Annotated in this window: 18 protein-coding genes; 11 read left to right on the top strand and 7 right to left on the bottom strand. The window is 58.5% G+C overall.

The features are described from left to right. Positions 1 to 84: 84 nt before the first annotated feature. The 4 genes from FEM03_RS20425 to FEM03_RS20410 form a co-directional block, all read right to left on the bottom strand. Positions 85 to 1,881 carry a DUF4340 domain-containing protein gene (locus tag FEM03_RS20425; protein ID WP_138088163.1) on the bottom strand — a complete coding sequence of 599 codons (1,797 nt, stop codon included), beginning with the start codon at positions 1,879 to 1,881 and terminating at the stop codon, positions 85 to 87. 161 nt (positions 1,882 to 2,042) lie between these two features. After that, on the bottom strand, positions 2,043 to 3,524 hold the full coding sequence (locus FEM03_RS20420) for a GldG family protein (RefSeq protein WP_138088162.1): 1,482 nt from the start codon (positions 3,522 to 3,524) through the stop codon (positions 2,043 to 2,045). Between the two features lie 57 nt (positions 3,525 to 3,581). After that, positions 3,582 to 4,340, bottom strand: coding sequence for an ABC transporter permease (locus FEM03_RS20415; protein ID WP_138088161.1), 759 nt, complete (start codon positions 4,338 to 4,340; stop codon positions 3,582 to 3,584). Between the two features lie 66 nt (positions 4,341 to 4,406). Continuing rightward, complete coding sequence (locus tag FEM03_RS20410; protein ID WP_138088160.1) at positions 4,407 to 5,339, bottom strand: ABC transporter ATP-binding protein; 933 nt, start codon at positions 5,337 to 5,339, stop codon at positions 4,407 to 4,409. 208 nt (positions 5,340 to 5,547) lie between these two features. Between FEM03_RS20410 and FEM03_RS20405 the strand changes: the two genes are divergently transcribed. From FEM03_RS20405 to FEM03_RS20360, 10 genes are all read left to right on the top strand, one after another. Beyond that, on the top strand, positions 5,548 to 8,322 hold the full coding sequence (locus FEM03_RS20405) for a 2-oxoglutarate dehydrogenase E1 component (RefSeq protein WP_138088159.1): 2,775 nt from the start codon (positions 5,548 to 5,550) through the stop codon (positions 8,320 to 8,322). Between the two features lie 20 nt (positions 8,323 to 8,342). Then, positions 8,343 to 8,537, top strand: a complete 195-nt coding sequence (locus FEM03_RS20400; protein ID WP_138088158.1) for a type II toxin-antitoxin system HicB family antitoxin — start codon at positions 8,343 to 8,345, stop codon at positions 8,535 to 8,537. Beyond that, positions 8,534 to 8,713, top strand: coding sequence for a type II toxin-antitoxin system HicA family toxin (locus FEM03_RS25860; RefSeq protein ID WP_138088157.1), 180 nt, complete (start codon positions 8,534 to 8,536; stop codon positions 8,711 to 8,713). The genes FEM03_RS20400 and FEM03_RS25860 overlap by 4 nt, the downstream gene beginning before the upstream one ends. 2 nt (positions 8,714 to 8,715) lie before the next feature. Then, positions 8,716 to 9,864 (top strand): dihydrolipoyllysine-residue succinyltransferase, encoded by a 1,149-nt coding sequence (gene sucB / locus FEM03_RS20390; RefSeq protein ID WP_138088156.1) that lies wholly within the window; start codon positions 8,716 to 8,718, stop codon positions 9,862 to 9,864. 234 nt (positions 9,865 to 10,098) lie between these two features. Beyond that, positions 10,099 to 11,349 carry an FAD-dependent oxidoreductase gene (locus FEM03_RS20385; RefSeq protein WP_138088155.1) on the top strand — a complete coding sequence of 417 codons (1,251 nt, stop codon included), beginning with the start codon at positions 10,099 to 10,101 and terminating at the stop codon, positions 11,347 to 11,349. A gap of 58 nt (positions 11,350 to 11,407) precedes the next feature. Then, positions 11,408 to 12,829 (top strand): class I adenylate-forming enzyme family protein, encoded by a 1,422-nt coding sequence (locus tag FEM03_RS20380; RefSeq protein ID WP_138088154.1) that lies wholly within the window; start codon positions 11,408 to 11,410, stop codon positions 12,827 to 12,829. A 22-nt stretch (positions 12,830 to 12,851) separates the two neighbouring features. Continuing rightward, the gene (locus FEM03_RS20375) at positions 12,852 to 14,015 is read left to right on the top strand and encodes a DNA-binding transcriptional regulator (protein ID WP_138088153.1); all 1,164 of its coding nucleotides are present in this window, start codon (positions 12,852 to 12,854) and stop codon (positions 14,013 to 14,015) included. 95 nt (positions 14,016 to 14,110) lie between these two features. Next, positions 14,111 to 17,023, top strand: a complete 2,913-nt coding sequence (locus FEM03_RS20370; RefSeq protein ID WP_166443030.1) for an autotransporter-associated beta strand repeat-containing protein — start codon at positions 14,111 to 14,113, stop codon at positions 17,021 to 17,023. Between the two features lie 93 nt (positions 17,024 to 17,116). Next, positions 17,117 to 18,319 (top strand): NAD(P)-dependent oxidoreductase, encoded by a 1,203-nt coding sequence (locus tag FEM03_RS20365; protein WP_240772857.1) that lies wholly within the window; start codon positions 17,117 to 17,119, stop codon positions 18,317 to 18,319. 82 nt (positions 18,320 to 18,401) lie between these two features. Further along, positions 18,402 to 19,661: an NAD(P)/FAD-dependent oxidoreductase gene (locus FEM03_RS20360; RefSeq protein WP_166443029.1), complete on the top strand. Its 1,260-nt coding sequence runs from the start codon at positions 18,402 to 18,404 to the stop codon at positions 19,659 to 19,661. Positions 19,662 to 19,668: 7 nt separating this feature from the next. Here FEM03_RS20360 and FEM03_RS20355 read toward each other — a convergent pair whose 3' ends face one another. Both FEM03_RS20355 and FEM03_RS20350 read right to left on the bottom strand, forming a co-directional pair. Continuing rightward, complete coding sequence (locus tag FEM03_RS20355; protein WP_138088150.1) at positions 19,669 to 20,580, bottom strand: dihydrodipicolinate synthase family protein; 912 nt, start codon at positions 20,578 to 20,580, stop codon at positions 19,669 to 19,671. A 48-nt stretch (positions 20,581 to 20,628) separates the two neighbouring features. Continuing rightward, entirely contained in the window at positions 20,629 to 21,672 is a 1,044-nt protein-coding gene (locus FEM03_RS20350) for a galactose oxidase (RefSeq protein ID WP_138088149.1), read from the bottom strand. 226 nt (positions 21,673 to 21,898) lie between these two features. Between FEM03_RS20350 and FEM03_RS20345 the strand changes: the two genes are divergently transcribed. Next, complete coding sequence (locus FEM03_RS20345) at positions 21,899 to 23,347, top strand: PA14 domain-containing protein (RefSeq protein WP_138088148.1); 1,449 nt, start codon at positions 21,899 to 21,901, stop codon at positions 23,345 to 23,347. A gap of 17 nt (positions 23,348 to 23,364) precedes the next feature. Here FEM03_RS20345 and FEM03_RS20340 read toward each other — a convergent pair whose 3' ends face one another. Further along, complete coding sequence (locus FEM03_RS20340; RefSeq protein ID WP_138088147.1) at positions 23,365 to 24,423, bottom strand: alkene reductase; 1,059 nt, start codon at positions 24,421 to 24,423, stop codon at positions 23,365 to 23,367. Between the last annotated feature and the right edge of the window lie 181 nt (positions 24,424 to 24,604).

The following is a 24,604-nucleotide window of genomic DNA, read 5'->3' as shown; positions in this document are numbered from 1 at the left end:
AAAGCGCAGTGGAAGGGATACGGTTCTGCCTCCACTTGCAGGTGGGTTTTCCTCGCGAGCCGTGCAGGGATTCAGCTTGATGAGCTATTCCTTGATCAGCGGAACGGTGAGCTGGCGATAAAGTTCGCGGGTGATGAGGAAGGTATCCGGGTCGCCGTCGAGCCGACCGTGATAGATGGCGGTGTCCATGCCGGGTTGGGTGGGTGCAAAGATGAGGGTTTGGGCTTTGGCGTTGTTCTCATCTTCGCCAGCCTGAACGAGGGTGAGCTGCAAGGTGAGAGTGGGATTTTTGAGGGCGATATAGGCATCGCGTCGATCCGAACTCCAGTCGCTGGCGGTGAAGTTGAGGAGTTGCTGGAGGTATTCGTTGGCGGCGGCGGTGTCGATTTTTGGAGTGATGTCGTTGTTGGCGAGGGTGCCCGTCCAGCTCGATTGGTCGGCCTGGTATTGAAGGGTGAGCGCGGGGGCTTCGCCTTTGGCGATGATGAGTCGGCGTGCGGCAAAGACGCTGGCGTTGATGATCTTGGTGCTGCGCCATTTGGTGATGTCGGGCGGGATGGCGGTGAACAGGCTGGGACTGATACGATAGACGTGGGGGGCGTCTTTGTAGCGCGCGAAGACCTGATTGTCGGCTCCGCTGCCAAAGGTGAGGGTGGTGGTGGTTTGGGCGATGTCCCAGGAGACTTCGAGAAAGGGTTTGTCGAGGCCGTAGGGTTCGAGGTTGGTGGCGGAGTCGCTGATGAACTCGCGGATTTGCTCGATGTTCAAACGGTCGAGCAGTTGGGCGATGCGTTCGTGATTGGCGGGCTCGGTTTTGCCGAATCGTTTGAGCATCCACTCTCCGCTGACTTTATTCATGAGGACTTCGCCGTGGTTGACGCTTTGGATGCGCAGGCTGAGGACGGAGGCGGCGTCGAAGCGGGCGAGCTGCTGGTCGCGCAGGTGGTTGGGTTGCAGACGCCAGAGGTCGTGGGCTTTGTTGGTGGTTTGGTAGTGGTCGGGTCGGTCATTGATCTCAGCGCGAACGGGCTGGGTGGGATCGGCATTGGCCTGAAGGGTGATTTCTTTCGGCTTGGTATCGTTGGTGGTGGTGATGCGGATGACGAGCGGGGCGAGGGTGGAGTCGCCGGGTTTCGGGGTGTTGGGCTGCGGAGGAGAAGACTCGAGATTGAGGATGGCACCGAGGATGGCATTGACGCGTTCGTTGCTGGCGCGGGTGCGCAGAGGTTTGATGAGGTTCCAGGAGCGGGTGGCCGGGTCGCGCTCGAATTCCATGGCACTGGTCGCGGTGTCGAGCGAGAGGGAGAGGACGTTGTCGGCTTTGACACGAAGGAGTCGTTGGTCGCGCCATTCGGCGGCGTTGATCGGGAGGAGGTTGCTGAGGGGGCTGCGGGTCAGGTGCAGGGATTGGGGCTCGGGGTTCGGGTCGGAGGTGGCGTAGATGGCGCCTTCAATGGCGGAGGCGGCACCGAGACGAAGCGTGGCGAGGGTTTCACCTTTGTCGTTTTTGATGGTGAAGAGTGGGGCAGAATCGTTGAGGCCGCTGTCGCTGAGATCGCCGCGACCGAGGTCTTTGCGTTGGAAGGTTTGAAGCCATTCGAGGTTGGCGGCGGCTTCGAGGAGGGTTTTGATTTTGTCGGGGTTGGCGTGGTCTTTGATGGGCTGCTCGATCAGCCATCCGGAGGGAGTGCGCTGGAGGGTGATTTGGTCCTCGCCGGTGTTCATTTCGATTTGAAATGCTTCGTCGGGTTGGAAGCTGAAGGGGCGGATCTGGCGCTCGAGTTTTTCCTGGGTGCCGGGGGCTTCGTGTTCCACAGCGATGATGAAGATCAACAACCCGGCGACGAGGACGAGAAGCAGAAGGGTGGTGGACAGACGCATGGTTGAAGGTGGAGGGGAAGTGGGAGACCGGTGTATCGAGGACGAGTTCGAGTAGGAGGACGAGGACGAGTTTTTTTGAATTGGTGACGCTGCGGTTTGAGGCGTGCTGGCTGGGGAGTAGGAGGAGGAGTAAGAGTAAGAGTAAGAGGAGGAGTTGGCCGCTACGCGCGACGGAAGTTCCAGATCATGAAGCCGAGGGCGAGGATGCTGCCGGGGAGAACGAGGGCGGTGACCCAGAAGATTTTGGTGCGTTGGTCGGCGGTGAGTTCGAGTCGGAAGGTTTGTTTGCGGATGGAGGGGATGCCGATGAGTTTTTCGCGGGAGAGCATCCAGTTCAGGCTGTTGATGACGAAGGTCTGATGGTTGTCGAGCCGGGTGGCGGGATCGAGGAGCAGGGCGTTGGAGACGATGACCATGCGGGCGCTGTCGACGCGGAGCCGGGCATCACGGACGTGGCCACGTTCGATGCTGGCACCGAGGTGCACGGGAGGTTGGGTGTCTTCGGGGTCGACGCGTGGCAGGTCGAGCAGGAAGCGGGTTTCGCCCCAGAATCGTTCGTTGGCGGTGATGAGGGGGAGGACTTCGATCTGGCGGGCGCGGAGTTCGGGGGATTCGGTTTTGACGTCGAGGGACTGGGTCTGGCCGCTGAAGGTGGTGGTAACGGTTTGAAGGGGTTGGGTGATGGGGGAGTCGGCGGAGAAGTTGGCGTTGACGCTGAATTCTTTGCGAGGACCGGTGGCGGTGCTTTCGGCGTAGAGGACGCGGTCGGGCCGTGGCGTGACACCGTGGGTGCTGATGAACTGGCGGAGGCGCGGGGTCTGGCCGTTGGGATCGAGAAGGATGAAGAGGGCGGCGCGTTCGGTGGCCCAATAGGTCTCGATCATTTTGATTTCGGTTTCGCTAAAATCGTATTTGGGTCCGACGATGACCAGAGCGTTGGCGTCGTCGGGAATGGTGGTGACTTCGGTGAGGTTGAGGGGGGCGACTTCGAAGTTTTGCAGGGTGCCAATGGCGCTGAGGGCGACGAAGGGAAGTTCAGGTCCTTTGCCGCTGGCTTCACCTTTGCCGGTGATGAAGTAGAGGCGCTGGGCTTCGCCTTCGAGGAGGTTGATGATGGTGGAGGTGACGGCGTCTTCGCCGCGGAAGTCGACGCTGGGGTTGTCGCGATTGCCGCTGAGGCCGCGAATGATGATGTCTTCTTCGGGGATGAATTTGATGCGTTTGTTGGCCTCGATCAGGATGCCGTTGCCTTGCAGGGTGATGTTGTGTTTGAGCTTGAGTTCCTCGGCGCGTTCCATGTCGCGGACGGGATCGATTTCTTCGGTGGAGATGCGGTTCTTTTTGATGTCGCGATACGATTCGAGGAGGCTGCGGACCTCCTGCATGGCCGGAGATTCGCGGGTGTAGATCAGGGTGAGATCGACGTTTTTGGAGAGGCGTTTGATGTAGTTGTGGGTGTATTCGCTGAGGGTGAAGTCTTTGTTGGGACTGAGATCCTGGCGAATGAAATGGCGGTAGCTGAGGTAGTTGGCGATGCCGAAGAGGGCGAGCAGCAGGACGAGTTGCAACACGACGTTGAGGCCGATGCTGAAGCGGCCAACTTTAGGGGTCGGAGGGGGAGAGGCGGGAGAAGAATGGGGCATTGAAGAAAGGATAAAGGCGAAAGGATAAAGGCTAAAGGGGGAGGAAATGCAGGGGAATCAGACTCTCCAGCGGCGGAACTCGAGGACATAGTGGGTGAGGGCCAGGAAGAGAAAGGCGAGGCTGCTGTAGTAGACGAGTGGTCGGGTGTCGAGAAGGCCGCTGGTGAAGACTTCGATGTGTTCCTTGGTGGCGATGTAATGGACGAGGTCGATGAAGGCATCAGGCACGCGGCGACCAAGGTAGAGCACAAAAATGCCGACGACAAAATGGAGCAGGCTGAAGGTGAACGAGAGAACGGCAGCGACGATCTGGTTGGAGGTGAGCGAGGAGGTGAAGCAGCCGACGGCGAGGTTGAAGAGGCCCATGAAGAAGAGGAGAAGATAGGTGGTGTAGAGGGCTCCGGCGGGGATGTCCGCAGCTCCGGCGGTCATCCATTGAAACACAAAAAAGTTAAGGACACTGGGGATCCAGAGGAGGCAATAGAAGAAGACGGCGGCGAGGTATTTGCCCATGACGACCTGCCAGGTGCGCACAGGCGCGGTGAAGAGGGTTTCCCAGGTGCCGAGTTTTCGTTCTTCGGCGAACAGTCGCATGGTCAGCAGCGGAAAGACGAAGAAGTAGGACCACCAGAACCAGGGGGAGGTGAAGGTGAAGGTGATGAGGCTGCCTTGTTGGGGACCGCTTTCAAGGGCGGCAATGGCTCCACGAAACGAGAAGCCGTTGATCGCTGCGACCATGGCCAGCACCACGTAGGCAACTGGAGAGTAGAAGAAGGAGCGAAGTTCTTTGAAGAACAGGGTGAATAAAACGGACATCTTGAAAGGATAAAGGATAAGGGATAAAGGCTAAAGAACTGAGCCTGAATAAAACGGAAACCTCTTTTAGTGATCACTCATGGTGAGCTCGGTGAAGACGTCTTCGAGGCTGGGGAGTTCGCGGTGGAGTTCGCGGACCTGCCATTTTTGTTTGAGGGCGAGGTCGAAGAGGGCTTCGCGGATGTCGGCGCGGGCTTCGACGCGAAGGGTGAAACGGTGCCAGGGCGCTTCGCTTTTGTCGGCGGTGATTTTGCGCACGCCGGTGATTTGGGAGAGGTGGCTTTCGTGGTCTTTGCCGCCGCTGAGTTCAATATGGACGTCGCTGGTGACGCGGAGTCGTTTGACCAGGTTTTGCGGGGTGTCGTTGGCGCGCAGTTTACCGTGATGAAGAAGAAGGATGCGGTCGCAGCAGGCTTCGACCTCACTGAGAATGTGGGTGGAAAGAAGGATGGTCTGACGCGACTTGAAGGTGAACAGCAGCTCGCGGATTTGTTTGATCTGGTTGGGGTCGAGTCCGTTGGTGGGTTCGTCGAGAATGAGGAGTGGAGGGCGGCCAAGCAGGGCGTCGGCAAGGGCGACGCGCTGACGAAAACCTTTGGAGAGGTTGCCGATGATTTTCCGCCGCACGTCTTCAAGGGAGCAGGCTTCCATGACTTCGCCGGTGCGGCGGCGCAAATCTCGTCCGGCCAGGCCTTTGAGGGCACCGCGGAAATGGAGGTATTCCTTGACCCGCATGTCGAGGTAAAGCGGGGCGTTCTCGGGCATGTAGCCGAGGCTGCGTCGCGCCTGGATGGATTGTTTAAAGGTGTCGAATCCATTGACCTTGGCGCTGCCTTCGCTGGGCGGCAGGTAGCCGGCGAGGATGCGCATGGTGGTGCTTTTGCCGGCGCCGTTGGGGCCGAGGAAACCGACGACCTCACCAGGTTCGACGTGGAAGGAAAGATTATCGACCGCAGTGCGGCCGACGTAGTGTTTGGTGAGATTGGTAACTTCAATCATGCGCAGGGTGGACCAAAGCGTAGGAAAGACGGCACGCAAGTTGCAAGGACAAAGTATCGTCCAAGTGCAGGCGGAGCGGCGATTCTAGTGTTTTACCGCACATTTCGCCTGAATGAGTGTCATTCAGTCGAGATGGGGTTCAAAATATCACTTTTCTACTTTCACGAAATCTCAAATGCGCCATACTGCCCATCCCTGACAGCCCATCATGAATGCCACTTTGCCCTACCGAGCGAACGTAGACCTGCTCGAAGAGAAGTATCTCGCCTGGAAAAACGACACACATAGCGTTGAGCCCGCCTGGGCTTCGTTTTTCGAAGGATTTGAACTCGGACTTGCCCAAAAATCGCCGGAAGGCGTTGCATCTGAGGCTACGACAACGGCAAAAGGTGGAGCAGCGCTCTCGGAGGATGTGATCGCATTCCGCACCAAGGTGACCAATGCGGCTTTGGATTTTCGTCGCAATGGACACACAGCGGCTTGGCTGAACCCGCTGGCGAAGGAGGCACCTGAGGTGCCCGCGCTGACGGCTGAAGGTCTTGGATTTACCGAAGAGGAGCTTGGGCTGGAGGTTTCCTCTCAATTTTTTGATGGAGGTCGTCGTTCGACGGTGCGTGAGATGCTGGCGGATCTGCGGCGCATTTATTGTGACAAGATCGGCTTTGAGTTCATGCACATCAACAATCGTGATGTGCGCTGGTGGCTGCGTGAGCGCATTGAAGCGCGGGTGAATGCCCCGGCATTGCCTGCGCAGAAACAGGCGGACATTTTGCGTTGGGTGCTGCAACCGGAGACGTTTGAGCGCTTTTTGCACAAGCGTTATGTGGGGCAGAAGCGCTTTTCGCTGGAAGGCGGGGAGTCGTTGATGGTGGCGTTGGAGACGATTTTTGAGAGCTTGCCGAAGTTGGGTGCCCAAGAAATCGTGATGGGAATGGCCCACCGTGGACGTTTGAGCATTCTGGCGAACTTTTTGAAGAAGCCGCTGAAGACGCTGTTTTATGAGTTTTCGGAAAACTATGTGCCGAACATGGTGGCGGGTGATGGGGACGTGAAATATCACCTGGGATTTGAGACGCGTCGCACGACCAAGATCGGTGGTGAGGTGCAGATCAGCCTCGCGGCGAACCCAAGTCACCTTGAGGCGGTCGATCCGGTCGTGGAAGGCAAGGCGCGGGCACGTCAACGTCATTTGGATGACTCGGTGGCGCGCAAAAAGGTGATCCCGATTTTGATTCACGGGGATGCGGCATTTGCCGGTCAGGGCATGGTGGCGGAGGTGTTGAACCTTTCGCAGTTGCCGGGTTACCGCACCGGCGGGACGATTCATATCATCGTGAACAACCAGATCGGTTTCACGACATCGCCTGCGGATGCGCGTTCTTCGGATTATTGCACGGACGTGGCGAAGATGATTGAGGCTCCGGTGATTCACGTGAACGGCGACTCGCCGCTGGATGTGGCTTATGCGGCACAGTTTGCGATCGAGTTCCGTCAGGCTTTTGGTCGGGATGTGATTCTCGACATCGTTTGTTATCGTCGTCACGGACACAACGAGACGGATGAACCGTCGTTCACGCAGCCGAACATGGCGCGTTCGATTGCAGAACAGCCTTCGACTTCGAGCATTTTTGAGAAGCAGTTGATTGAGAGTGGTGTGCTGACGGTGGAAGAGGCGGAAGCGATTCGCAAAGAGCTGGAGGCCGACCTCGAACAGGGTTTCCAGGAGCTTGCGACGGATGAGAAGAGCAAGGGCAGCAATCCTTTTGAGGGTTCAACCGCGCAGCCGCAGCCGAGTTATTCGCATGAGCCGGTGGTGACCGGGATTGAGCAAGGGGCGTTGCGCGAGCTTGGATTGAAGCTGGTGGAACCGCCGCCCGGGTTCAAGTTGCATCCGACGATCGAAAAACGGTTTCTGGCGGCTCGCAAAAAGGCGTTGGAAGCGGGAAGCGGATTTGACTGGGCACATGCTGAAGCACTGGCCTTTGGCACCTTGTTGGCGGAGAATTTTGGCGTGCGTTTGAGCGGTCAGGACACACGTCGTGGCACGTTCAGTCAACGTCATTGTGTGTTGTATGACAACGACAACCGCGAGCGCTACATCCCGTTGCAAAACATTCAGGCAGAGCAGGGCAAGTTTTGCGTTTACAACTCGTTGCTATCCGAAGTGGCGGTGTTGGGTTTTGACTATGGTTATTCGTTGCTGACACCGAATGTGTTGATCTGCTGGGAAGCCCAGTTTGGCGACTTTGCCAACGGGGCGCAGGTGATCATTGACCAGTTCATTGCCAGTGCCGAGAGCAAGTGGCAGCAGCCGAGCAGCATCGTGATGTTGCTTCCGCATGGTTATGAAGGCCAGGGTCCTGAGCACAGCAGTGCGAGGCTCGAGCGGTTCCTGCAGCTTTGCGCGGGATGCAACATTCAGGTGGCGAATTTGACCACGCCTGCCCAGTATTTTCATATGCTGCGTCGTCAGCAGAAGCGGGCGTTCCGCAAGCCGTTGGTGATCATGACTCCGAAAAGTCTGCTGCGTCATCCTCAGGCAGTGAGCAAGATCGAAGACATGGCCGAAGGCACGGCGTTCAAGGAGATCCTGGACGACGAAAGCCCAGACCTTGATCCAAACCGCATCACGCGGCTGATCTTCTGCTCGGGCAAGGTGTATTACGATTTGATCAATTTCCGCAAGGAGAACGAGATCAAGAATGCGGCGATCATTCGTGTGGAGCAGCTTTATCCGCTGAATGTGAACATGATCTGGCAGATCGTGAAACGTTATCCGCGCGCCCAGAAGAAGTGGATCTGGTGCCAGGAGGAGCCGGAGAACATGGGTGCCTGGATGTTCATCCGCCATCGTCTGGAGGATTTGACCAATCACGTTGTTCGTTACGCCGGACGCGAACGCAGCGCCAGCCCTGCCGCCGGTTCAAAAGCCATCCACACGCTGGAGCAGGAAAAACTGGTGGAAGACGCCTTCAGTGTTTAATGTTCTGAAACGTTGTGAGTATGAATCCTTCAGCATCGATCACCTATTGGAATGATGATGAGCTTTGGCTCGGGTTTCTGGACGAGTTTCCTGACTATGTCACCCAGGGAACTTCGTTTGAGGATCTGAAGGAGCATTTGTTGGATTTGCACAAGGAACTCACCGGGGGATTGGTTCCCAACATCAAACGACATGCCCAGTTGGAACTGGCATGAAGCGGCGGGATTTGGTGAAGCAACTGGAACTGATGGGATGCGAACTGATTCGACATGGTGGCAAGCACGACTGGTTTCAGAATCGGCAAACCGGTGCCTGCCAGCCCGTTCCGCAGCACACCGAAATCAATGAATATTTGGCCAAAAGCATCATTAAAAAGCTCAGCAATTTGTAAACATGCCCACAGAAATTAAGATCCCTACCCTCGGAGAGTCCATCGCCAGCGGCCTCATTTCACAATGGAACAAGAAGGATGGCGACAGCGTCAAAGAGGGCGATGTGTTGCTGACGCTTGAAACGGACAAGGTGGCGCAGGAGATTGCGGCCCCTGCGGATGGCATTTTGCGCATTCAGGCGCAGGAAGGTGACGACGTGCCGGTCGGTGCGGTGGTGGGAGTGATCGAAGAATCGAGTGGTGCTGCGACGGCTCCTGCTCCTGCGGCGGAAGCGCCGAAACCGGCTGCGCCTGCTGAAGAAGCTCCGGCGAAGGTTGAAGCGGCTCCTGCTCCTGCCCCTGCGGCAGAAAGCAAACCGGCGGAGGCTGCATCGGCTCCGAAAGCTGCGGAGCCGCAACTGCGGTTGGTGCCGAAGGAAAGTGCGCCAGCGCCATCCAAGGCAGAGCCTGCGGGTCGGACCAGTCGCAAGAAGATGACGCCTTTGCGCAAGCGCATTGCCGAGCAGTTGGTGAATGCTCAACGCACGGCAGCCATTCTGACGACCTTTAACGAGGTCGACATGACGGCGGTGATGGAATTGCGCAAGCAGTTACAGGACGATTTCGTGAAGAAGCACGGAGTGAAATTGGGTTTCATGTCGTTCTTCGTGAAGGCGGTGGTCGATGCGTTGCAAGCGGTTCCGCAGTTGAACGTTCGGGTGGATGGCGATGAGATCATCAGCAATCATTTTTATGACATCGGCGTGGCCGTGGGCACCGAGAAGGGCTTGATTGTTCCGGTGTTGCGCGATTGTGAGAAGAAGACCTTCGCGGAGATCGAGAAGGACATTCTAGCTTATGCGGCCAAGGCGAAAGAGGGCAAAATTGCCCTCGACGATCTAACCGGCGGGGTGTTCACCATCAGCAATGGCGGGGTTTATGGATCGCTGTTGAGCACGCCAATTTTGAATCCGCCGCAGAGTGGCATTTTGGGAATGCACAGCATCCAGCAGCGTCCGGTGGCGTTGAATGGTCAGGTGGTGATTCGTCCGATGATGTATCTGGCGGTGAGCTATGACCATCGCGTTGTGGATGGTAAAGGAGCGGTGACATTCCTGGTGCGCATCAAGGATTGTCTGGAGAATCCATCGCGCTTGCTGGTGGGGGCTTGAGGAAGGTAGATATTGCAAGACGGTCACTGTCAGGACGGCTCTGAATTTGGAGTGCGGCGCTCAGCACCGCTTTGGATTGAGGGTGCTGAGATTTAAGTGTCGACGCCTGCAAAATAGCAACCGTTCCAATCCAAAGCGCCGCGAAGCAGCGCACTCCAAAGGGCTCCTCGCAATACACGGAGGCACGGAAGATTTTCAGGTGTCGTCAAAGCCGCGATTGTGTAGGTTTTGGGAATGAGTTTGTTTGAATGTGATGTCCTGGTGGCTGGGGGTGGGAGTGCAGGGATGGCGGTGGCGATTGCGGCGTCGCGAGTGGGCGCGCGAGTGGTGTTGTTGGAGAGAAATGGATTCCTCGGAGGCATGGGGACGGCGGCTTTGGTGCATACGATTTGCGGGTTGTATGTGGTGCGGGAGGATGAGGTGGTTGAGCCGGCGAATCCCGGGATTCCGATGGAGGTGGCGCAGCGGCTTTTGGCAATGGGTGGGGCGCGGGGGCCGGTGCACATGGGGAAGGTGCAGGTGTTGTTGCATGATCCTTGGGCGCTGGCGTTGTTGGCGGACGAAATGGTGGAGGAATGCGAAAATTTAACGGTGCTTTTGCATGCGGAGATGACGGGCGTGGAGGGGGATGATGGCGGATGGGAAGTGGCGGCAATTTCGCGGGGGCAGGAGGTGAAGGTGAGGGCGCAAGCGATGGTGGATGCGACGGGGGATGCGGTGTTGGTTTCCATGGCCGGGGCACCTTGGCGGCAGGTGGAGGGGGCACGGTTGCAGAGGCCGGCTTATGTGGTGAAGCTTGCTGGGGTGGATCAAGGGGTTTTGGATGAAGCGGGCAGGCTGCGGCTGGCGCACGGAATTGCGTTTGGGGTAAGATCGGGTGAATTGCCGAAGGAAGTTTTGGGCGCGGGAGTGCGTGCGGGGGCGAACGTTGGGGAATGTTTTTTGACGATGGATCTGGCGGCTGGGGGGGAGGCGTATGATCCACTGGACGCGACGATGCTTACGAAGATGGAACAGCTGGGACGCAGATCGGTGGGGATTTTGGTGGATTGGTTAAAGCGGAAACAGTCGGGGTTTGAGGGGTGCGGGGTGGCGGCGTGGCCGACTCGAGCAGGGGTGAGGGAGAGTCGGAGAATGGAAGGCGTTTATGAATTGAGGGTGGAGGATGTGCTGGAGGGACGGCGATTTGAAGATGGAATTGCGCGGGTGGCTTGGCCGGTGGAGTTGCGGGAGAAAGCGACGGGGCCGAGGTGGTTGTTTGCGAAGGCGGGGTCGGTCGGGGAGATTCCATTGCGGAGTTTGAGGAGTGCGAAGTTTGAGTCGCTGTTTGCGGCGGGGCGTTGTTTGTCGGCTTCGCATGAGGCGCTGGCTTCGGTGCGGGTGATGGGGACTTGTTTGGCGTCGGGGCAGGCGGCGGGATGGGCGGCGGCGATGTGGGCGGAGAAGGGTGTCGTGGAGATTGAGGCATTCAATCAAAGATCGTGATGTTGGCGGTCGAGGATTTGATGGTGGACAAGAGGGGGAAGCCGGATTTTTTAGAAGGATGATCAATATTGTTGATGAGATTTTTGCGGGGTGTGATCGGTCGGCCACGGCATTGGTGGCAGGTGGTGTGGGGGTGAGTTTTGGGGAGTTGGAGGCGAAGGTGAGCGAAGCAGCGGGTTTGCTGGGGAAGGATGGGGCGCAGCGGGTCGGGTTGTTTTGTCCGAACGGGGTGCATCATGTGGTGTGGTCGCTGGCGGTGTTGCGGGCGGGCGGGGTGCTGGTGCCGGTGGCAGGCGAGTTGAGTGGACCGGAGCGGGAGTCGCTGGTGAGGACGACGGGGTTGGATGTGGTGCTGTGTGCGGGTGGGAAGGATTGGGCGGGTGAGGGAGGAGTGAAGAGGGAATTGTTGCTGGACGGGATGCCGGGGTTGTTGGTGTCGGGATTGCGGGGAGAGGGGCGTTTGGACTTTGATGAGGGGGAGTTGGCGAAGTTGAATCCGGCGTTGATCCGTTTCAGCAGTGGGACGACGGGGAATCGCAAGGGGGTGGTGTTGTCGCATGAGACGCTGTTGGCGCGGGTGCGGGCGTGCAATCAGAAGCTGGGGATTGGTCCGGGGGATCGGGTGATCTGGACGCTGCCGATGGCGCATCATTTTGCGGTGTCGATCGTGCTCTATCTGCTGCATGGCGCGACGACGGTCTTAGAGGATTCGCACCTGGGGGCGGATGTGTATCGGACCTTGAAGGCGGAGCGGGGGACGGTGTTGTATGGATCGCCGTTCCATTTTGCGCTGCTGGCGGGACTGGCAGAGGGGGAGCGGGTGGAGTCTTTGAGGTTGGCGGTGGCGACGGCGGCGGCGTTGTCGGAGCAGGTGGCGAAGGATTTTTATGGGCGGTATGGGGTGCCGTTGTGTCAGGGGATGGGGATCATTGAGGTGGGATTGCCGTTGTTGAATGGGGAGGAGCCACTGGAGAAGCCGGAGTCGGTGGGACGTCCGCAGGCGGGGTTTGAGGTGATGATTGCCAATGCAGGGATTGAGGGCGTTGGGGAGTTGGGTTTGCGTGGGCCGGGGATGTTTGATGCGTATTTGTCACCTTGGATGTTGCGTGAGGAAGTTTTAAAGGACGGGTGGTTTGCAACGGGGGATTTGGCAAAGAGGGATGCGGATGGGGCGATTTATTTGGTTGGAAGGACGAAGTCGGTGATCAATGTGGGAGGGATGAAGTGTTTTCCCGAGGAGGTGGAGGCGGTGCTTTGTGGACATCCGGCGGTGAAAGAGGCACGGGTGTCGGCGATGGCGCATGCCACGTTCGGTGCGGTGCCGGCGGCGGAGGTGGTGCCGGAGGAGGGGGCGAGTCCCCCGAGATCGGCGGAGTTGATGGGATGGTGTCGGAAGGAGCTTTCGGGATACAAGGTGCCGATGCGATATACGATGGTGGCGGAGTTGCCGAAGACGGCGAGTGGGAAGTTGCAGCGTTGAGATTGTGGGGTGAGGGTGGCGGATGGCGAGGGAGAAGATTCCACAGATCGCGGTGCTGGTGGATACGTCGCGGAGTTATGGTCGTGACATTGTGCAGGGGATTCGTCGGTATGCGACGGAGCATGGGCCGTGGTCGCTGTTTCTTGAGCCGCGGGATTTGATGTCGCAGTTTCCGAAGTGGCTGGAGGGGTGGTCGGGGGACGGGATTTTGGCAAGGTCGGGGAGTGCGGAGATGTTGTCACAGCTGGAGGCGACGGGATTGCCGGTAGTGGAACTGCGCACAACGAGTTTGAAGCATGGGTTTCCTTTTGTGGGAATGGACAACCGGCAGATGGGGGAGCGGGTGGCGGGGCATTTGCGGAGTCGGGGTTTTCAGCGGTTTGCTGGTTATCTGGATCCGTCGGAGCGGTATTTTTTGGAGCGGATGGAGCGTTTTGTGGAGGTGGTGAACGAGGAGGGGTTTGGGTGTCCGGTGTTTGAGGCGTTTTCTCCGTCGCGGGAAATGACGTGGGATGAGCATCAGCGGGCGCTGGCGGACTGGCTAGTGGCGTTGGAGAAACCGGTGGGGGTGTTTGCTTGCAGCGATCAATTGGGGTTTTGGCTGCTGGATGCGGCGCGGAGGGCGGGGATTTTGGTGCCGGAGCAGGTGGCGGTGGTGGGGGCGGAGAATGATTCGACCTTGTGCGAGACGGCGTGGCCACCGTTGTCGAGTGTGCAGTTTCGCGGTCAGGCAGTGGGGTTTGCGGCGGCGGAGTTGCTGGCGGAGTGGATGAAGTCGGGGAAAAAAGAGGCGCCGCGGATGTCAGTAGGATTGCCGACGGGGGACATTGTGGTGCGGCAGTCTTCGGAAATCGTGGCGGTGGAGGATGAGCAGCTGGCCAGGGCGTTGTTTTTCATCCGTGAGCATGCGGCGGAGGGGATCGGGGTGAAAGAGGTGGCGAGGGCGGCGTGTTTGTCGAGAAGCGTGCTGGAGCGAAGAATGATGTCGGTGCTGGGAAGGTCGCCGGGGGAGGAGATCAACCGGGTCAAATTCAGGCTGGTGGAAAATCTGCTGGCGCAGTCGGATTTGACCTTGGCGGCGATTGCCGAGAGGGCGGGATTTGAGCATCCGCAATACATGGCTGAGGCATTTAAGCGTCGGTCAGGGATGACGCCGGGAGAGTTTCGAAAGCGACGCAAAATCTGAAAGATTGGGTGGCGATAGTTGAATGACGGATGGGGGAAGGCGGTGCTAGGATTTTTTTCGAAGGTTCGATTTTCCGTTTTTCAATCATGACGCTTATGTTCAGCTCTATTCTTTTTCTGCGCGACAGAGTGGCGGTTTTGGTGATGGCTGGGTTGTTATGGTCGTTGTCAATGCAGGTGTCGGCGGTGGACAAGGCGAACAACGCGGACAATCTCAATCTGGCTTCGAGCTGGTCGGGAGCGGTGCCGGGGGTGTTTGATTCGGCGCGGTGGACGAGTGCGGTGACGGGGGCGAATTCAGTTTTGTTGGGTGCCGACCGGACATGGTTGGGGATTGAGATTGTGGCTCCGGGCGGTGATGTCACGATTGGCGGGATTCACACGCTGACGCTGAGTTCTGGCGGGATCAACATGAGTGCGGTCGGGCCGAATTTGTCGATTCTGTCCGGGCTGACGATGTTGAAAGGGAGTCAGCAAGTGTGGAATGTGGGGACCGGGAGAGTGTTGACCTTGGGAACGGGTGTTTTCACGCGGTCGGCAGGATCGGTGTTGAACGTGCGGGGGAGTGGCACGGTGACGACGTCGAATATTTCGCTGAGTTCGGGGATCATCGGGGCGTGGGCGAGTCACGGCACGGGGGCGGCGACTCGTTATGCGACGTTGAGCGGGGGAAATGTGGTGGGCTTGTCGGGCGTGGCGGCGGCGACTGCGGCAGACATGATTGATGTGACGGGGACGGTGAATTACGATCTGGCGGCGGGTGGGGCGCTGGTGGCGGATGCTTCGGTGAACACGATCCGGTATACGGGAGCGTCGGCGGCGGGTTTGACAGGGGCTTTGCAGGTGAACGGGTTGATGAATGTGGGAGCGGGTGCATTGACGATTGGCGGGCCGGTGACGATCGGTGCGGCGAGGGATTTGGTGGTAAATGCGGCGGTGGGCAATGTGGTGTTTACGGGGGGGATCTTGAATCACGCCGATGGAGAATCGGCGCTGACAAAGACGGGGAACGGGACGCTGACGCTGGCCCCGGTGGCGAGCGGTTACACGGGATTGACGACGATTCTTGAGGGCGTGCTGGATGTGGGCACGATCAGCACGGGGGCGTTGGGTAGCGGTGGATTATTGATCAATGGGAACGGGATTTTGCAGGGGAATGGGACGTTTACGCGGGCGTTCAGCAGCAGCGCCAATCCTGGTGCGGGGCAGGTGGCGGGTCAGAATGGCGGGTTTGCAGCGCGGGGTGGGGAGCTGGTGCTGAATTTTGGCGGGGCGTCGGCGCAGATTGCATTGAACGGGTCGGGATACATTTTTGGGAATGATTTCCGTTTTGGTTCGGCGACGGCGGACAGCAAGGTGGTGGTGCTGAATCCGATCAGCATCAACAGCAACGGGAAGCGGAATTTTACGGTGACGGGGGGGGCGGGTGGGGATTCGGCGGAGTTGCGTGGGGTGGTGTCGAATGGCGGGGCGGGATTTTCGCCGTCGGGGATCAACAAGCTGGGGACGGGATTGCTGATTTTGTCGGCGCAGAATACGTTCACGGGTGGGGTGAGTCTTGGTGGCGGACTGGTAAGTGTGGCGACGATTGGGGATGGCGGGGTGGTGGGGAATTTGGGGGCTTCGAGCAATGCGGCGACGAATTGGGTGTTTGCGGGCGGGGGGATTCAATACACGGGGGCGACGGCGTCGACGGATCGGAATTTTGTGATCAACGCCGGAACGACTGGGACGATTGAGGTGACCAATGCGGCGACGAATCTCACCGTGAGCGGCAGCAGCACGGCGACGACGGGGGCGTTGACGAAGCGGGGGCCGGGCACGTTGACGCTGACGGGAACGAATTTGAATACCGGGATGACGTCGGTGTTGGGCGGGGTGTTGGATGTGGGGACGATCAGTTCCGGGGCACTGGGCGGCGGGGGGCTTTATCTCAACGGCAATGGGGTTTTGCAGGGGAATGGTTCGTTCATCAGAGGGTTCAGCAACAGTGCAACGCCAGCGGCGGGTCAGGGGGGCGGGCAGAATGGTGGATTTGCGGCGAGGGGCGGGGATTTAACGGTCAATTTTGGTGGGTCGGGGGCGCAGAGTGCGCTTAACACATCGCTGCATATTTTCGGCAATGATTTCATTTTTGGATCGGCGACGGCGGATAGCAAGGTGACGGTGGTGAACGCGATCAATCTGAACTCCAATGGCAGTCAGCGGAATTTTACGGTGAACCAAGGGGTGGGGGGCGATTCGGCGGAACTGGCGGGGGTGATTTCGCAGCAGGCAGGCCAGGTTTCGGGACTGACGAAGAGGGGCAATGGGATCTTGAGTTTAACCAATTCGAATACTTACACCGGGCCGACACGGGTGGAGGCAGGGACGCTGTTGGCGGGAAACACGACTGGTTCGGCGACGGGATTTGGGAATGTGCTGACGCTGGCGAATTCGGGGGCGAAACTGGGCGGGACGGGGAGCATCACCGGTGGCGAGGCGGCGAGCATCACGTTGTCGGCGGGGACGTTCTTGATGGTGGGGAACACGCACGGGGTGACGGGCGGATTGGCCCAGGATCTGGTGTTGGGGAATGATGCGGTGGGGGGGCTGACCAATGTGGCGATCAATCTGGCCGGGCGCTTGCAGTTTGATTTGTTTGCGAACGACGGCGCGGGCGTGAGTGATCCGCTGGGAGAAAACGATGTGTTGAGGTTGTTCAGCAGCAGTTCGGTGTCGTTGGTGGGAAGTTCTTTGGACGTGACGGCGTTGGGGGCCTGGACCTGGAATGAGAACGACACGTGGATGCTGATCGACTGGAGCGGGGTGACGGCGGCGAACCGGGCGGTGGGGGTGCCGACGCTGGCTTCGATGCCGACTCTGGGGGATGGGCTGATGTGGACGACGTTCGCGGATGACGATGGATTTTATGTGAGGGTGTCGGTGGTGCCGGAGCCTTCGAGGGTGATTTTGTTGCTCGCGGGAGTGGTGGGCATGGTTTGGCGTCGTCGACGTGGGGGCTTATAGGCTTCGCCTTGGGGGATATGAGGCGAAGATTTACTGCTGAGAATGAATTGCTTTCCATGCGGGGATGAGGCTATACATAAATGGTTAACCCATATGCATAGTCGGCCAGCAGATCACCACCGTTACCTTGATGTCGAGAAGGCAAGAATTGGCATTGTTGGGACGGGATTCATCGCGATGGGTTTGTGCCTGGCGTTGAGATCGTCGCCAGATTTGCTCTTGACCCGGGTGTTGACGCGTCGGCCGGTGGATAGCGTGGGCAGCATGGCGGAGTATGGATTGACCAATTCGCTTGAGGAGTTTCTCTCCAGTTGCGATCTGGTGGTGGAGTGCAGCGGGGATATTGTGCATGGCAGCGAGGTGGTGAATGCGGCGCAGTTGCGCGGTTTGCCGGTGGTGACGATGGCGACGGAGTTTCATGTGACGGTGGGGTCGTATTTTGCGGACCGGGGGATTCTGACGGAGGCGGAGGGGGATCAGCCTGGGGCATTGGCACTTTTGCATGAGGAGGTGGTGCAAATGGGTTTCAAGCCGCTCGTTTATGGCAACATGAAGGGTTTTCTGAATCATGATCCGAAGGATGCGGAGATGGATTTCTGGGCGGAGAAAAATGGGATCAGCCGCTCGCAGGTGGTGAGTTTCACCGATGGAACGAAGATGCAGTTTGAGCAGGCGCTGGTGGCGAATGGCTTGGGCGCGGGAATTTATCAAAGAGCGATGATTGGGCCTCAGAATATGGAGTTGGAGGCGGCGGGCTCTTTTCTTGGCGCGAAGGCGAAGGAGTTCGGGGGACCGATCAGCGATTATGTATTGAACGGGAAGCTGGCACCGGGGGTGTTCATCGTGGGTGAGCATCCGACGGAACGACCTGAGGTGTTGCGGTATTTGAAGTTGGGTGACGGGCCGTATTATACGTTGCTGCGGCCTTATCATCTGTGTCATTTGGAGGTGCCGCGCACGATCAGGCGGATTTTGCGAGGCGAGCCGATCTTGTTGAACAATGGAAGCCGTCCGACCGTGCATGTAGTGGCGGTGGCGAAGCGCGATCTTCCAGCAGGTCATGTGATTGACACGGCCATCGGGGGCATGGATTTGCGGGGCGAGGCGGTGACGATTGCCGAAACGCCTGATGCCGTGGCTTTGGGGCTTTTGAAGAAGGCACAACTGAAGCACTCGATTTCGAAAGGGCAGGTGGTGGCTTTTGCCGATGTAGATATTCCTGACAGTCTGGCGAAGACGGCCTGGCTGAGTGTGCGTGAAGCGGCGGCAGCATCAGTTCCGGTTTTGGCGGTGTGATGATTCAGCCTGTTGATTTGGGATGATCCGGTTACGGGCCTTGCCTTTGACGGCTTTGCAGCGAAAATTTGAAATGGTTGCAGTGAATTCGAAACGACGGATTGCTATTGTTGGGTCGGGACCGGCAGGTTGCACCCTGGCGTGTTTGCTGGCGAGGGCGGGGATGGAGGCGGTGATTTTTGACGATGAAAAACGCCCGGAGATGGTGGTGGGGGAGTCACTGATACCACTGTTGGTGACGGTGTTTCGCAGGCTGGGAATTGAGGAGAAGGTGGCGGCTTTGGGAACTTACAAACCGGGGGTAACCTGGTCTTTGAGTGATGAGGAAGCGTTGCTGTTGTCGTTTGATGCCATTGAAGGGGTGTTGCCGACTTATGCGTATAATGTGCCGAGGCGTGAGTTTGACCAGTTGATCACTGACACGGCGCTGGAGGCTGGCGCTAAGTTTGTGAAGGTGTCCGCAAAATTGGAGTTGGTGGACGGGGCGCCGGAGTTATCGGCGGAGACGTTGGCGCTGGTGCCGGAATGGGGTGGGAGGCAGCCGGATTTGTTGATCGACGCGAGTGGGCGTCGGCGTCTTTTTGCGAAGCTGCTGGGGATCGGTGCGGATGTGGGGTTGCGCAAGGATGTGTCGCACTTTGCGCATTATGAGGGTTGCGTGATGCCGCCGCCGTCGGGGCAGACGTTGATTTCAAGGCTGAAGCATGGATGGGGATGGAGGATTCCATTGCCGGGCAAGGTGTCGGTGGGGGTGGTGATCAACAAGGAGCATGCGAAGAAGTATGGAGACACGCCGGAGGAACAGCTGGAGCGGATCATTGAGGAGTCGCCGGTTTTGATTTCGACCTGTCGTGATCGGGTGCGGATTTCGCCGGTGACGACCTATGCGAACTATCAGTTGATATCGCATCGAGGTCATGGACGGAACTGGACGGCGGTGGGGGACTCGTTTGGGTTTGTCGACCCGATGCTGTCTCCGGGATTGTGCATGGCGATGGTGTCAGCGGAAAGGCTGGCGGATGTGATCATTCAGGGCGGGGACTGGGAGTCAAAGGCGGGGGAGTATATCGACTGGTTCCGCAACGAGCTGGTGGCCTGGCAGGATCTGATCGATTACTTTTATGACGGTCGCATCTTTGCGTTGTTCAAAAGTGGGATGCAGTTTTCGGAGAGGTATCCTGGCAAGTTTAGCATGATGATGCAAAAGCACATGTCGCGTCACATTGCCGGGATGGCGGCGGGGGGATTGACGACGCGGGCGTATAGTCGGGGGTTGCTGCGGTTCATGAGCAAGTATGCGACCCGCGACTGTTTCAAGGCGGAAGATTATGCGGTGCAGTAGTGACGAACTAACTGACTTTGACCCAGTCGAAGAAGCCGAGTTGGTCGAGTTCGCGTTGAAGGGTAGTGACGCGTTCGGGAGTGAGGAGTTCGGTGGGGAGACGGGGAGGGCCGACATCGACTCCGAGCATTTTCATGGTGGCTTTGGCGGCGGCCATGTAGCCATAAGAGGCGAGGATTTGGATGAGCTGGACGGAGCGGAATTGATGGGCTCGGGCGGATTCGAGATCGCCGCGATGGTAGGCATCCATGACGTTGAGATAGATCGGAGCGGCGAAGTTGAAGCTGGATCCGACGGCACCACGGGCACCCAGGGCGAGTGAAGCAAGGAGCATTTCGTCGAAGCCGAAGGGGATGTCGAAGATGCCTTGTTGGGCGTGCGTGCAGAGCTGGTATTCCATGAGGTTGCTGCTGGTGAATTTCAGCCCTGCGAGGTTGGGGATCTGATCGTGGGCAGCGGTGAGGAAGGCGGAGGGGGAGATCGCCAAGCCGGTCATGGTGGGGATTTCGTAGTAGTAGAATGGCAGGTCGGGTGCGGCAGCGGCGATGAAAGCCATGCTGCTGACGAGGGCGGAGACTGTGGCAGGTTTGAAGTAGCTGGGAGCCACGGCGCTGGTGGCGAAGGCACCGAGGGATTGGGCTTGTTGGGCGAGCGTGGCGGCGTCGTGAAGGCTGTTGGTGCCGACGTGGACGATAACGCGAAGGTCGCTGCCCCGGGTAACTTCCATCCAACGAACGGCGATGGCCTGGCGTTCTTCGAGGGTGAGGGAGGAACTTTCGCCGGTGGTGCCGCCAATGAAGGCATGACGGACGCCGGTTTTGAGGAGGTGGGCGGCCTGGGTTTCGACGATGGCGAGATTGAGCGATCCGTCTGGATGGAAAGGGGTGTGGGTGGCGGCGACGAGGCCGGTGATTTTCATAAAAGGATATAGGATAAAGGATAAGGGCTACAGGATAAAGAATGAGGGTTAAGGCTGTGACAAGGGGAGGGACCAGACTTCGGTGGAGCGGATGCCGGGTTTGGCTTCGCCTCCGGGGATGACGAAAAGGTTTTGCCAGGTGACAACCGTGGTGGTGACGAGGGAGAAAGGCAGGGCGGGGGCTTCGCGCCAGAGGTTGGTGGGGATGTCGTAGACGAGGGGTGTTTTGGGGAAACCTTGGTGCGCGGTGGGGGCGACATGGAGTTGCGCTCCGTCATCTCCGCCGAGGACGGCAATCGAAGTGGGGTTGAGGAGCGGTGCGGGAGATGGGGCGGCGACGGCGGGCCGGGGGAGGGCGGAGAGTTTTTTCCATCCTTGGTCCGGGTGATAACGGTAGGCATCATTCAGCCAGGTGCGTTGAGCTTTGCCATCGGGACCGGGGGTGAGGTCGGCACCGCTGAAGAGATAAAAGAAACCCTCGTGGGCGGCGGCGGTGGCGAGGATGCGGGCGGGACCGGGCCAGGGTTCGAGGGTTTGCCAGGTGGGATTGGGCGAGGTGAGGTCAAGTGACCAGAAGGTGTGAAGGGCGGATGTGGAGGCGGGGGTTGTCTGGCCTCCGGCGACGAAGAGGGTATTGCCGATGGCGGCTCCGCAGGCGTTGGCGCAGGTTTGAGGAAGCGACGGCAGGGGTTGGGTGAGAAGTTTCCCGTCTAGCCATTGAAGGAGGAAGACGTCGCGGAAGTGTTGTTGATCATCGCTGCCACCGATGCAGACGATGCCTCGGGGAGTGCTGATGGAGACCCCGTAAGCCAGGGGACGAGGGAGGTGAAAATCTGTTCGCCATTGGGCGTCGGGCTTTTCGAGGATGAACGCGCGGTCGTGCCAGATTTTGGTGCCGCCCTGCCAGGGAGATTTTTCTGGGAAGTTGGCACCGCCCGCGACGATGAGGACTTTGTTGTGGGTGCCGGCGAAGGGAGCGGCAAAGCCGATGGGGTCAGGAATAGGCGGGAGCGATTGCCAGGAGTGGGGCGGAGGATTTGCCATGACGCTGATGGGAAGCATCGAGATGAGGAGTCGGAGCAGAGGGCGCATGCGGCGTGTTGCGGTGGGCAGAAGTTCATCCAATCAGACTCTATGGGGGTGGCAAGATCAAGGGGGTGGTGAGAATACATCACCAGTGGAAAAGATTGAATGTGGCCATCGGGCGGATTTGAATCGACGTGGATCGAGGAGCTTGGGTAGAATCCGATCGAATTGAATTGAGACGCCATTTCAAAATTGGTCCTAAGGCATCTCAAGCCTTTACGTTTTGATTACCATGGAACACGCCGACCGACCTTCTGACGCTTCATCCAAAATTCCAAAACCGGTGACGGTGCGGGTGCAAAGTTTGTCGGCATCGCAGCCGGTGCCGATGACTTTGCCAACGACTGAACCCACGACCGCAATGCCGGTTCCGATGTTGGTGCAACCGGCTCCGACAAATGTTCCGATGATGACGCAGGAGGGGACTTCTTATGCAGAGAAAAAGCCCAGCAGACTCTCGCAATACTGGAACAAGGTCGGAGGCGGATCATTCATGGTCAGCTTGATGATTCATGCCGGCTTGTTGGTGGCGAGTTATTTTGTGGTGGAGACGGTGGTGACGGAAAACAAGGTGGATTTTCTGCCGGGTGGGGAGAGCAAGGGTGCAGAGGAGGCGAGTCGGGAAGTGAACGAGGTCGTTCAGGTGAAGCCGCAGAATGCAATGATTCGGAGGATCGTGAGCAACTCGTTGACTTCGTCGATCCATTTGCCGGACGAATTGCCGATGGACAGCGTCGACATTCCGGTGATGACGAGCTTGATGGGTTCGCGTTCGATGAGCAGCGGTGCATTTGGTGGCGCTGGAGCGGGTGGCGGGCTCGGGGCCGGAATCGGAACGGGGAATGTGAAGGGTTTTCTGGCGCGGACGTTTTTTGGGAATCTGGGTGGAGACGGGTTGCCGGGGGTGTTTTATGATCTGAAACAGGACCGGAAGGGGAAGCCGCTGAGCTACGATGCGAACGGGTATTTCCAAATCGTGAAGGCGTTTGCGAAGAACAAATTCGACGCGAATGAGATGAAGGATTATTTCCGCGCGCCGGAGCAGATGAGCTTTACGTTTTTGGGCGTGCCGCTGATGAAGGCGGAGGAGGGTCCGAAGGCGTTTGCGGTGGACCAACATGTGCAGCCGCGGGGCTGGCTGGTGCATTATTCGGGTCAGATTACGCCGCCGGAGTTGGGTGAATGGCGTTTTGTGGGTTACTTCGATGACATGCTGGCGGTCTACATTGATGGCAAACCGGTGCTGGATGCTTCACGGGACGATCTGGTGAATCTCGGCGAAGAGAAAAGGGACGATGAGGTGAGGCAGTCGTTTGGAGGCATGAACATTTTGAATGGCAAATGTTATGCGGGGAAATGGGTGCGGCTCACGGGTCCGGCGAAGATCGACATTGTGGTGGGCGAGCGTCCGGGTGGTCAGGTGGGCGGTTTGTTGTTGGTGGAGCATCGCAAAACCAAATACAAAAAGCGCGAGAATGGGACCCCGGTTTTGCCATTGTTCACCACGGCGACGCCCGACATGGAGGATTTGGAAAGGATGCAGCAGTTCTCGGAAGCGAACAAGGCGTTCGGTCTGGAGTTGAAGAACATCCCCGTGTTTACCTTGGGCAACAACAAGCCATCGCTGGGTGGCGGACGGATGAGACCGTCGAGCCTGGACATGTTGCAGCCGGAGCAGTGAGCTTGACCTTTGAAAACTTACGCAGCGGTGAGTGACGAGTAGTCGGTGTAACCTTTGGGGCCCGGGGCGTAGAAGGTGGTGGGATCGGGGGTGTTGAGTTCAGTGTCGGCAGCGAAGCGGGCGGGGAGATCGGGGTTGGCGATGAACAAGACGCCGAAGGCTGCGGCGTCGGCTTCGCCGTTGTCGAGGAGTGCCTGGGCGGTGGTTTGGTCGAGGCCCTGGTTGGCGATGTAGGGTCCGCCGAAGGCTTGTTTGATCGCGGGTCCAATGCGTCCGTCGCCTTGGGATTCGCGGGCGCAGATGAAGGCGATGCGACGTTTGCCGAGCTCGGTGGCGAGATAGGTGAAGGTGGCGAGAGGGTCGGAATCGCCCATGTCATGGGCGTCACCACGTGGAGCGAGGTGCATGCCCACACGATCGGCACCCCAGACGCTGATGCAAGCGTCGGTGACTTCGAGCATGAGGCGGGCGCGGTTTTCGATGGGACCGCCGTATTCATCCGTGCGCTGATTGGTTTTGTCCTGCAGGAACTGGTCGAGAAGGTAACCGTTGGCACCATGGATTTCGACGCCATCAAAGCCGGCGAGTTTGGCGTTTTCGGCACCTTTGCGATAAGCTTCAATGACACCGGGAATTTCTTCGAGGTCGAGGGCGCGTGGGGTGACGAAAGGTTTTTCGGGACGCACGAGGCTGACGTGACCTGCGGGGCGGACCGCGCTGGGAGCGACGGGCGTTTCGCCGTTGAGGAAGAGCGGATCGGAGATGCGGCCGACGTGCCAGAGTTGCAGGAAGATGCGACCTCCGGCGGCGTGGACGGCGCTGGTGATTTTGGTCCAGCCAGCAACTTGCTCTTCGGACCAGATCCCAGGAGTATCGGCATATCCGACTCCCATGGGAGTGACGGAGGTGGCTTCGGTGAGGATGAGTCCGGCGGACGAGCGCTGGACATAATATTCGGCCATCAATTCATTGGGGATGCGTTCCTTGCCTGCCCGGCTGCGCGTGAGCGGTGCCATGATGATGCGGTTGGGAAGGGTGAGGTCGCCGATGGTGAGCGGATCGAAAAGGGAGGGCATGTTGAGAGACAAGTGGCTGATGGGTATGAGCATTTACGGATGGACAGTGACGATCTTGTTGCCTCAAAAGTAAATGACACCGGGGAGGTGTAGGAAAGAGGGTGTCGTTGACTCATTAGGTGTGACACCGTGGTTAGGGGGTCATCATTGCTTCGGCGGGCTCGGAATGCAAGGAGCCCGT

This window comes from Phragmitibacter flavus (genome assembly GCF_005780165.1).
Classification (GTDB): Bacteria; Verrucomicrobiota; Verrucomicrobiia; order Verrucomicrobiales; family Verrucomicrobiaceae; genus Phragmitibacter; species Phragmitibacter flavus.
The sequence above is the reverse complement of the archived record's forward strand: the minus strand, read 5'-3'. Positions and strand labels throughout refer to the sequence as shown.

Excerpts from the sequence above, each read along its gene's own strand:
- FEM03_RS20425 (WP_138088163.1), bottom strand. The coding sequence starts at position 1,881 with ATGCGTCTGTCCACCACCCTTCTGCTTCTCGTCCTCGTCGCCGGGTTG.
- FEM03_RS20420 (WP_138088162.1), bottom strand. The coding sequence starts at position 3,524 with ATGCCCCATTCTTCTCCCGCCTCTCCCCCTCCGACCCCTAAAGTTGGC.
- FEM03_RS20415 (WP_138088161.1), bottom strand. The coding sequence starts at position 4,340 with ATGTCCGTTTTATTCACCCTGTTCTTCAAAGAACTTCGCTCCTTCTTC.
- FEM03_RS20410 (WP_138088160.1), bottom strand. The coding sequence starts at position 5,339 with ATGATTGAAGTTACCAATCTCACCAAACACTACGTCGGCCGCACTGCG.
- FEM03_RS20405 (WP_138088159.1), top strand. The coding sequence starts at position 5,548 with ATGAATGCCACTTTGCCCTACCGAGCGAACGTAGACCTGCTCGAAGAG.
- FEM03_RS20400 (WP_138088158.1), top strand. The coding sequence starts at position 8,343 with ATGAATCCTTCAGCATCGATCACCTATTGGAATGATGATGAGCTTTGG.
- FEM03_RS25860 (WP_138088157.1), top strand. The coding sequence starts at position 8,534 with ATGAAGCGGCGGGATTTGGTGAAGCAACTGGAACTGATGGGATGCGAA.
- sucB (WP_138088156.1), top strand. The coding sequence starts at position 8,716 with ATGCCCACAGAAATTAAGATCCCTACCCTCGGAGAGTCCATCGCCAGC.
- FEM03_RS20385 (WP_138088155.1), top strand. The coding sequence starts at position 10,099 with ATGAGTTTGTTTGAATGTGATGTCCTGGTGGCTGGGGGTGGGAGTGCA.
- FEM03_RS20380 (WP_138088154.1), top strand. The coding sequence starts at position 11,408 with ATGATCAATATTGTTGATGAGATTTTTGCGGGGTGTGATCGGTCGGCC.
- FEM03_RS20375 (WP_138088153.1), top strand. The coding sequence starts at position 12,852 with ATGGCGAGGGAGAAGATTCCACAGATCGCGGTGCTGGTGGATACGTCG.
- FEM03_RS20370 (WP_166443030.1), top strand. The coding sequence starts at position 14,111 with ATGTTCAGCTCTATTCTTTTTCTGCGCGACAGAGTGGCGGTTTTGGTG.
- FEM03_RS20365 (WP_240772857.1), top strand. The coding sequence starts at position 17,117 with ATGCATAGTCGGCCAGCAGATCACCACCGTTACCTTGATGTCGAGAAG.
- FEM03_RS20355 (WP_138088150.1), bottom strand. The coding sequence starts at position 20,580 with ATGAAAATCACCGGCCTCGTCGCCGCCACCCACACCCCTTTCCATCCA.
- FEM03_RS20350 (WP_138088149.1), bottom strand. The coding sequence starts at position 21,672 with ATGCGCCCTCTGCTCCGACTCCTCATCTCGATGCTTCCCATCAGCGTC.
- FEM03_RS20345 (WP_138088148.1), top strand. The coding sequence starts at position 21,899 with ATGGAACACGCCGACCGACCTTCTGACGCTTCATCCAAAATTCCAAAA.
- FEM03_RS20340 (WP_138088147.1), bottom strand. The coding sequence starts at position 24,423 with ATGCCCTCCCTTTTCGATCCGCTCACCATCGGCGACCTCACCCTTCCC.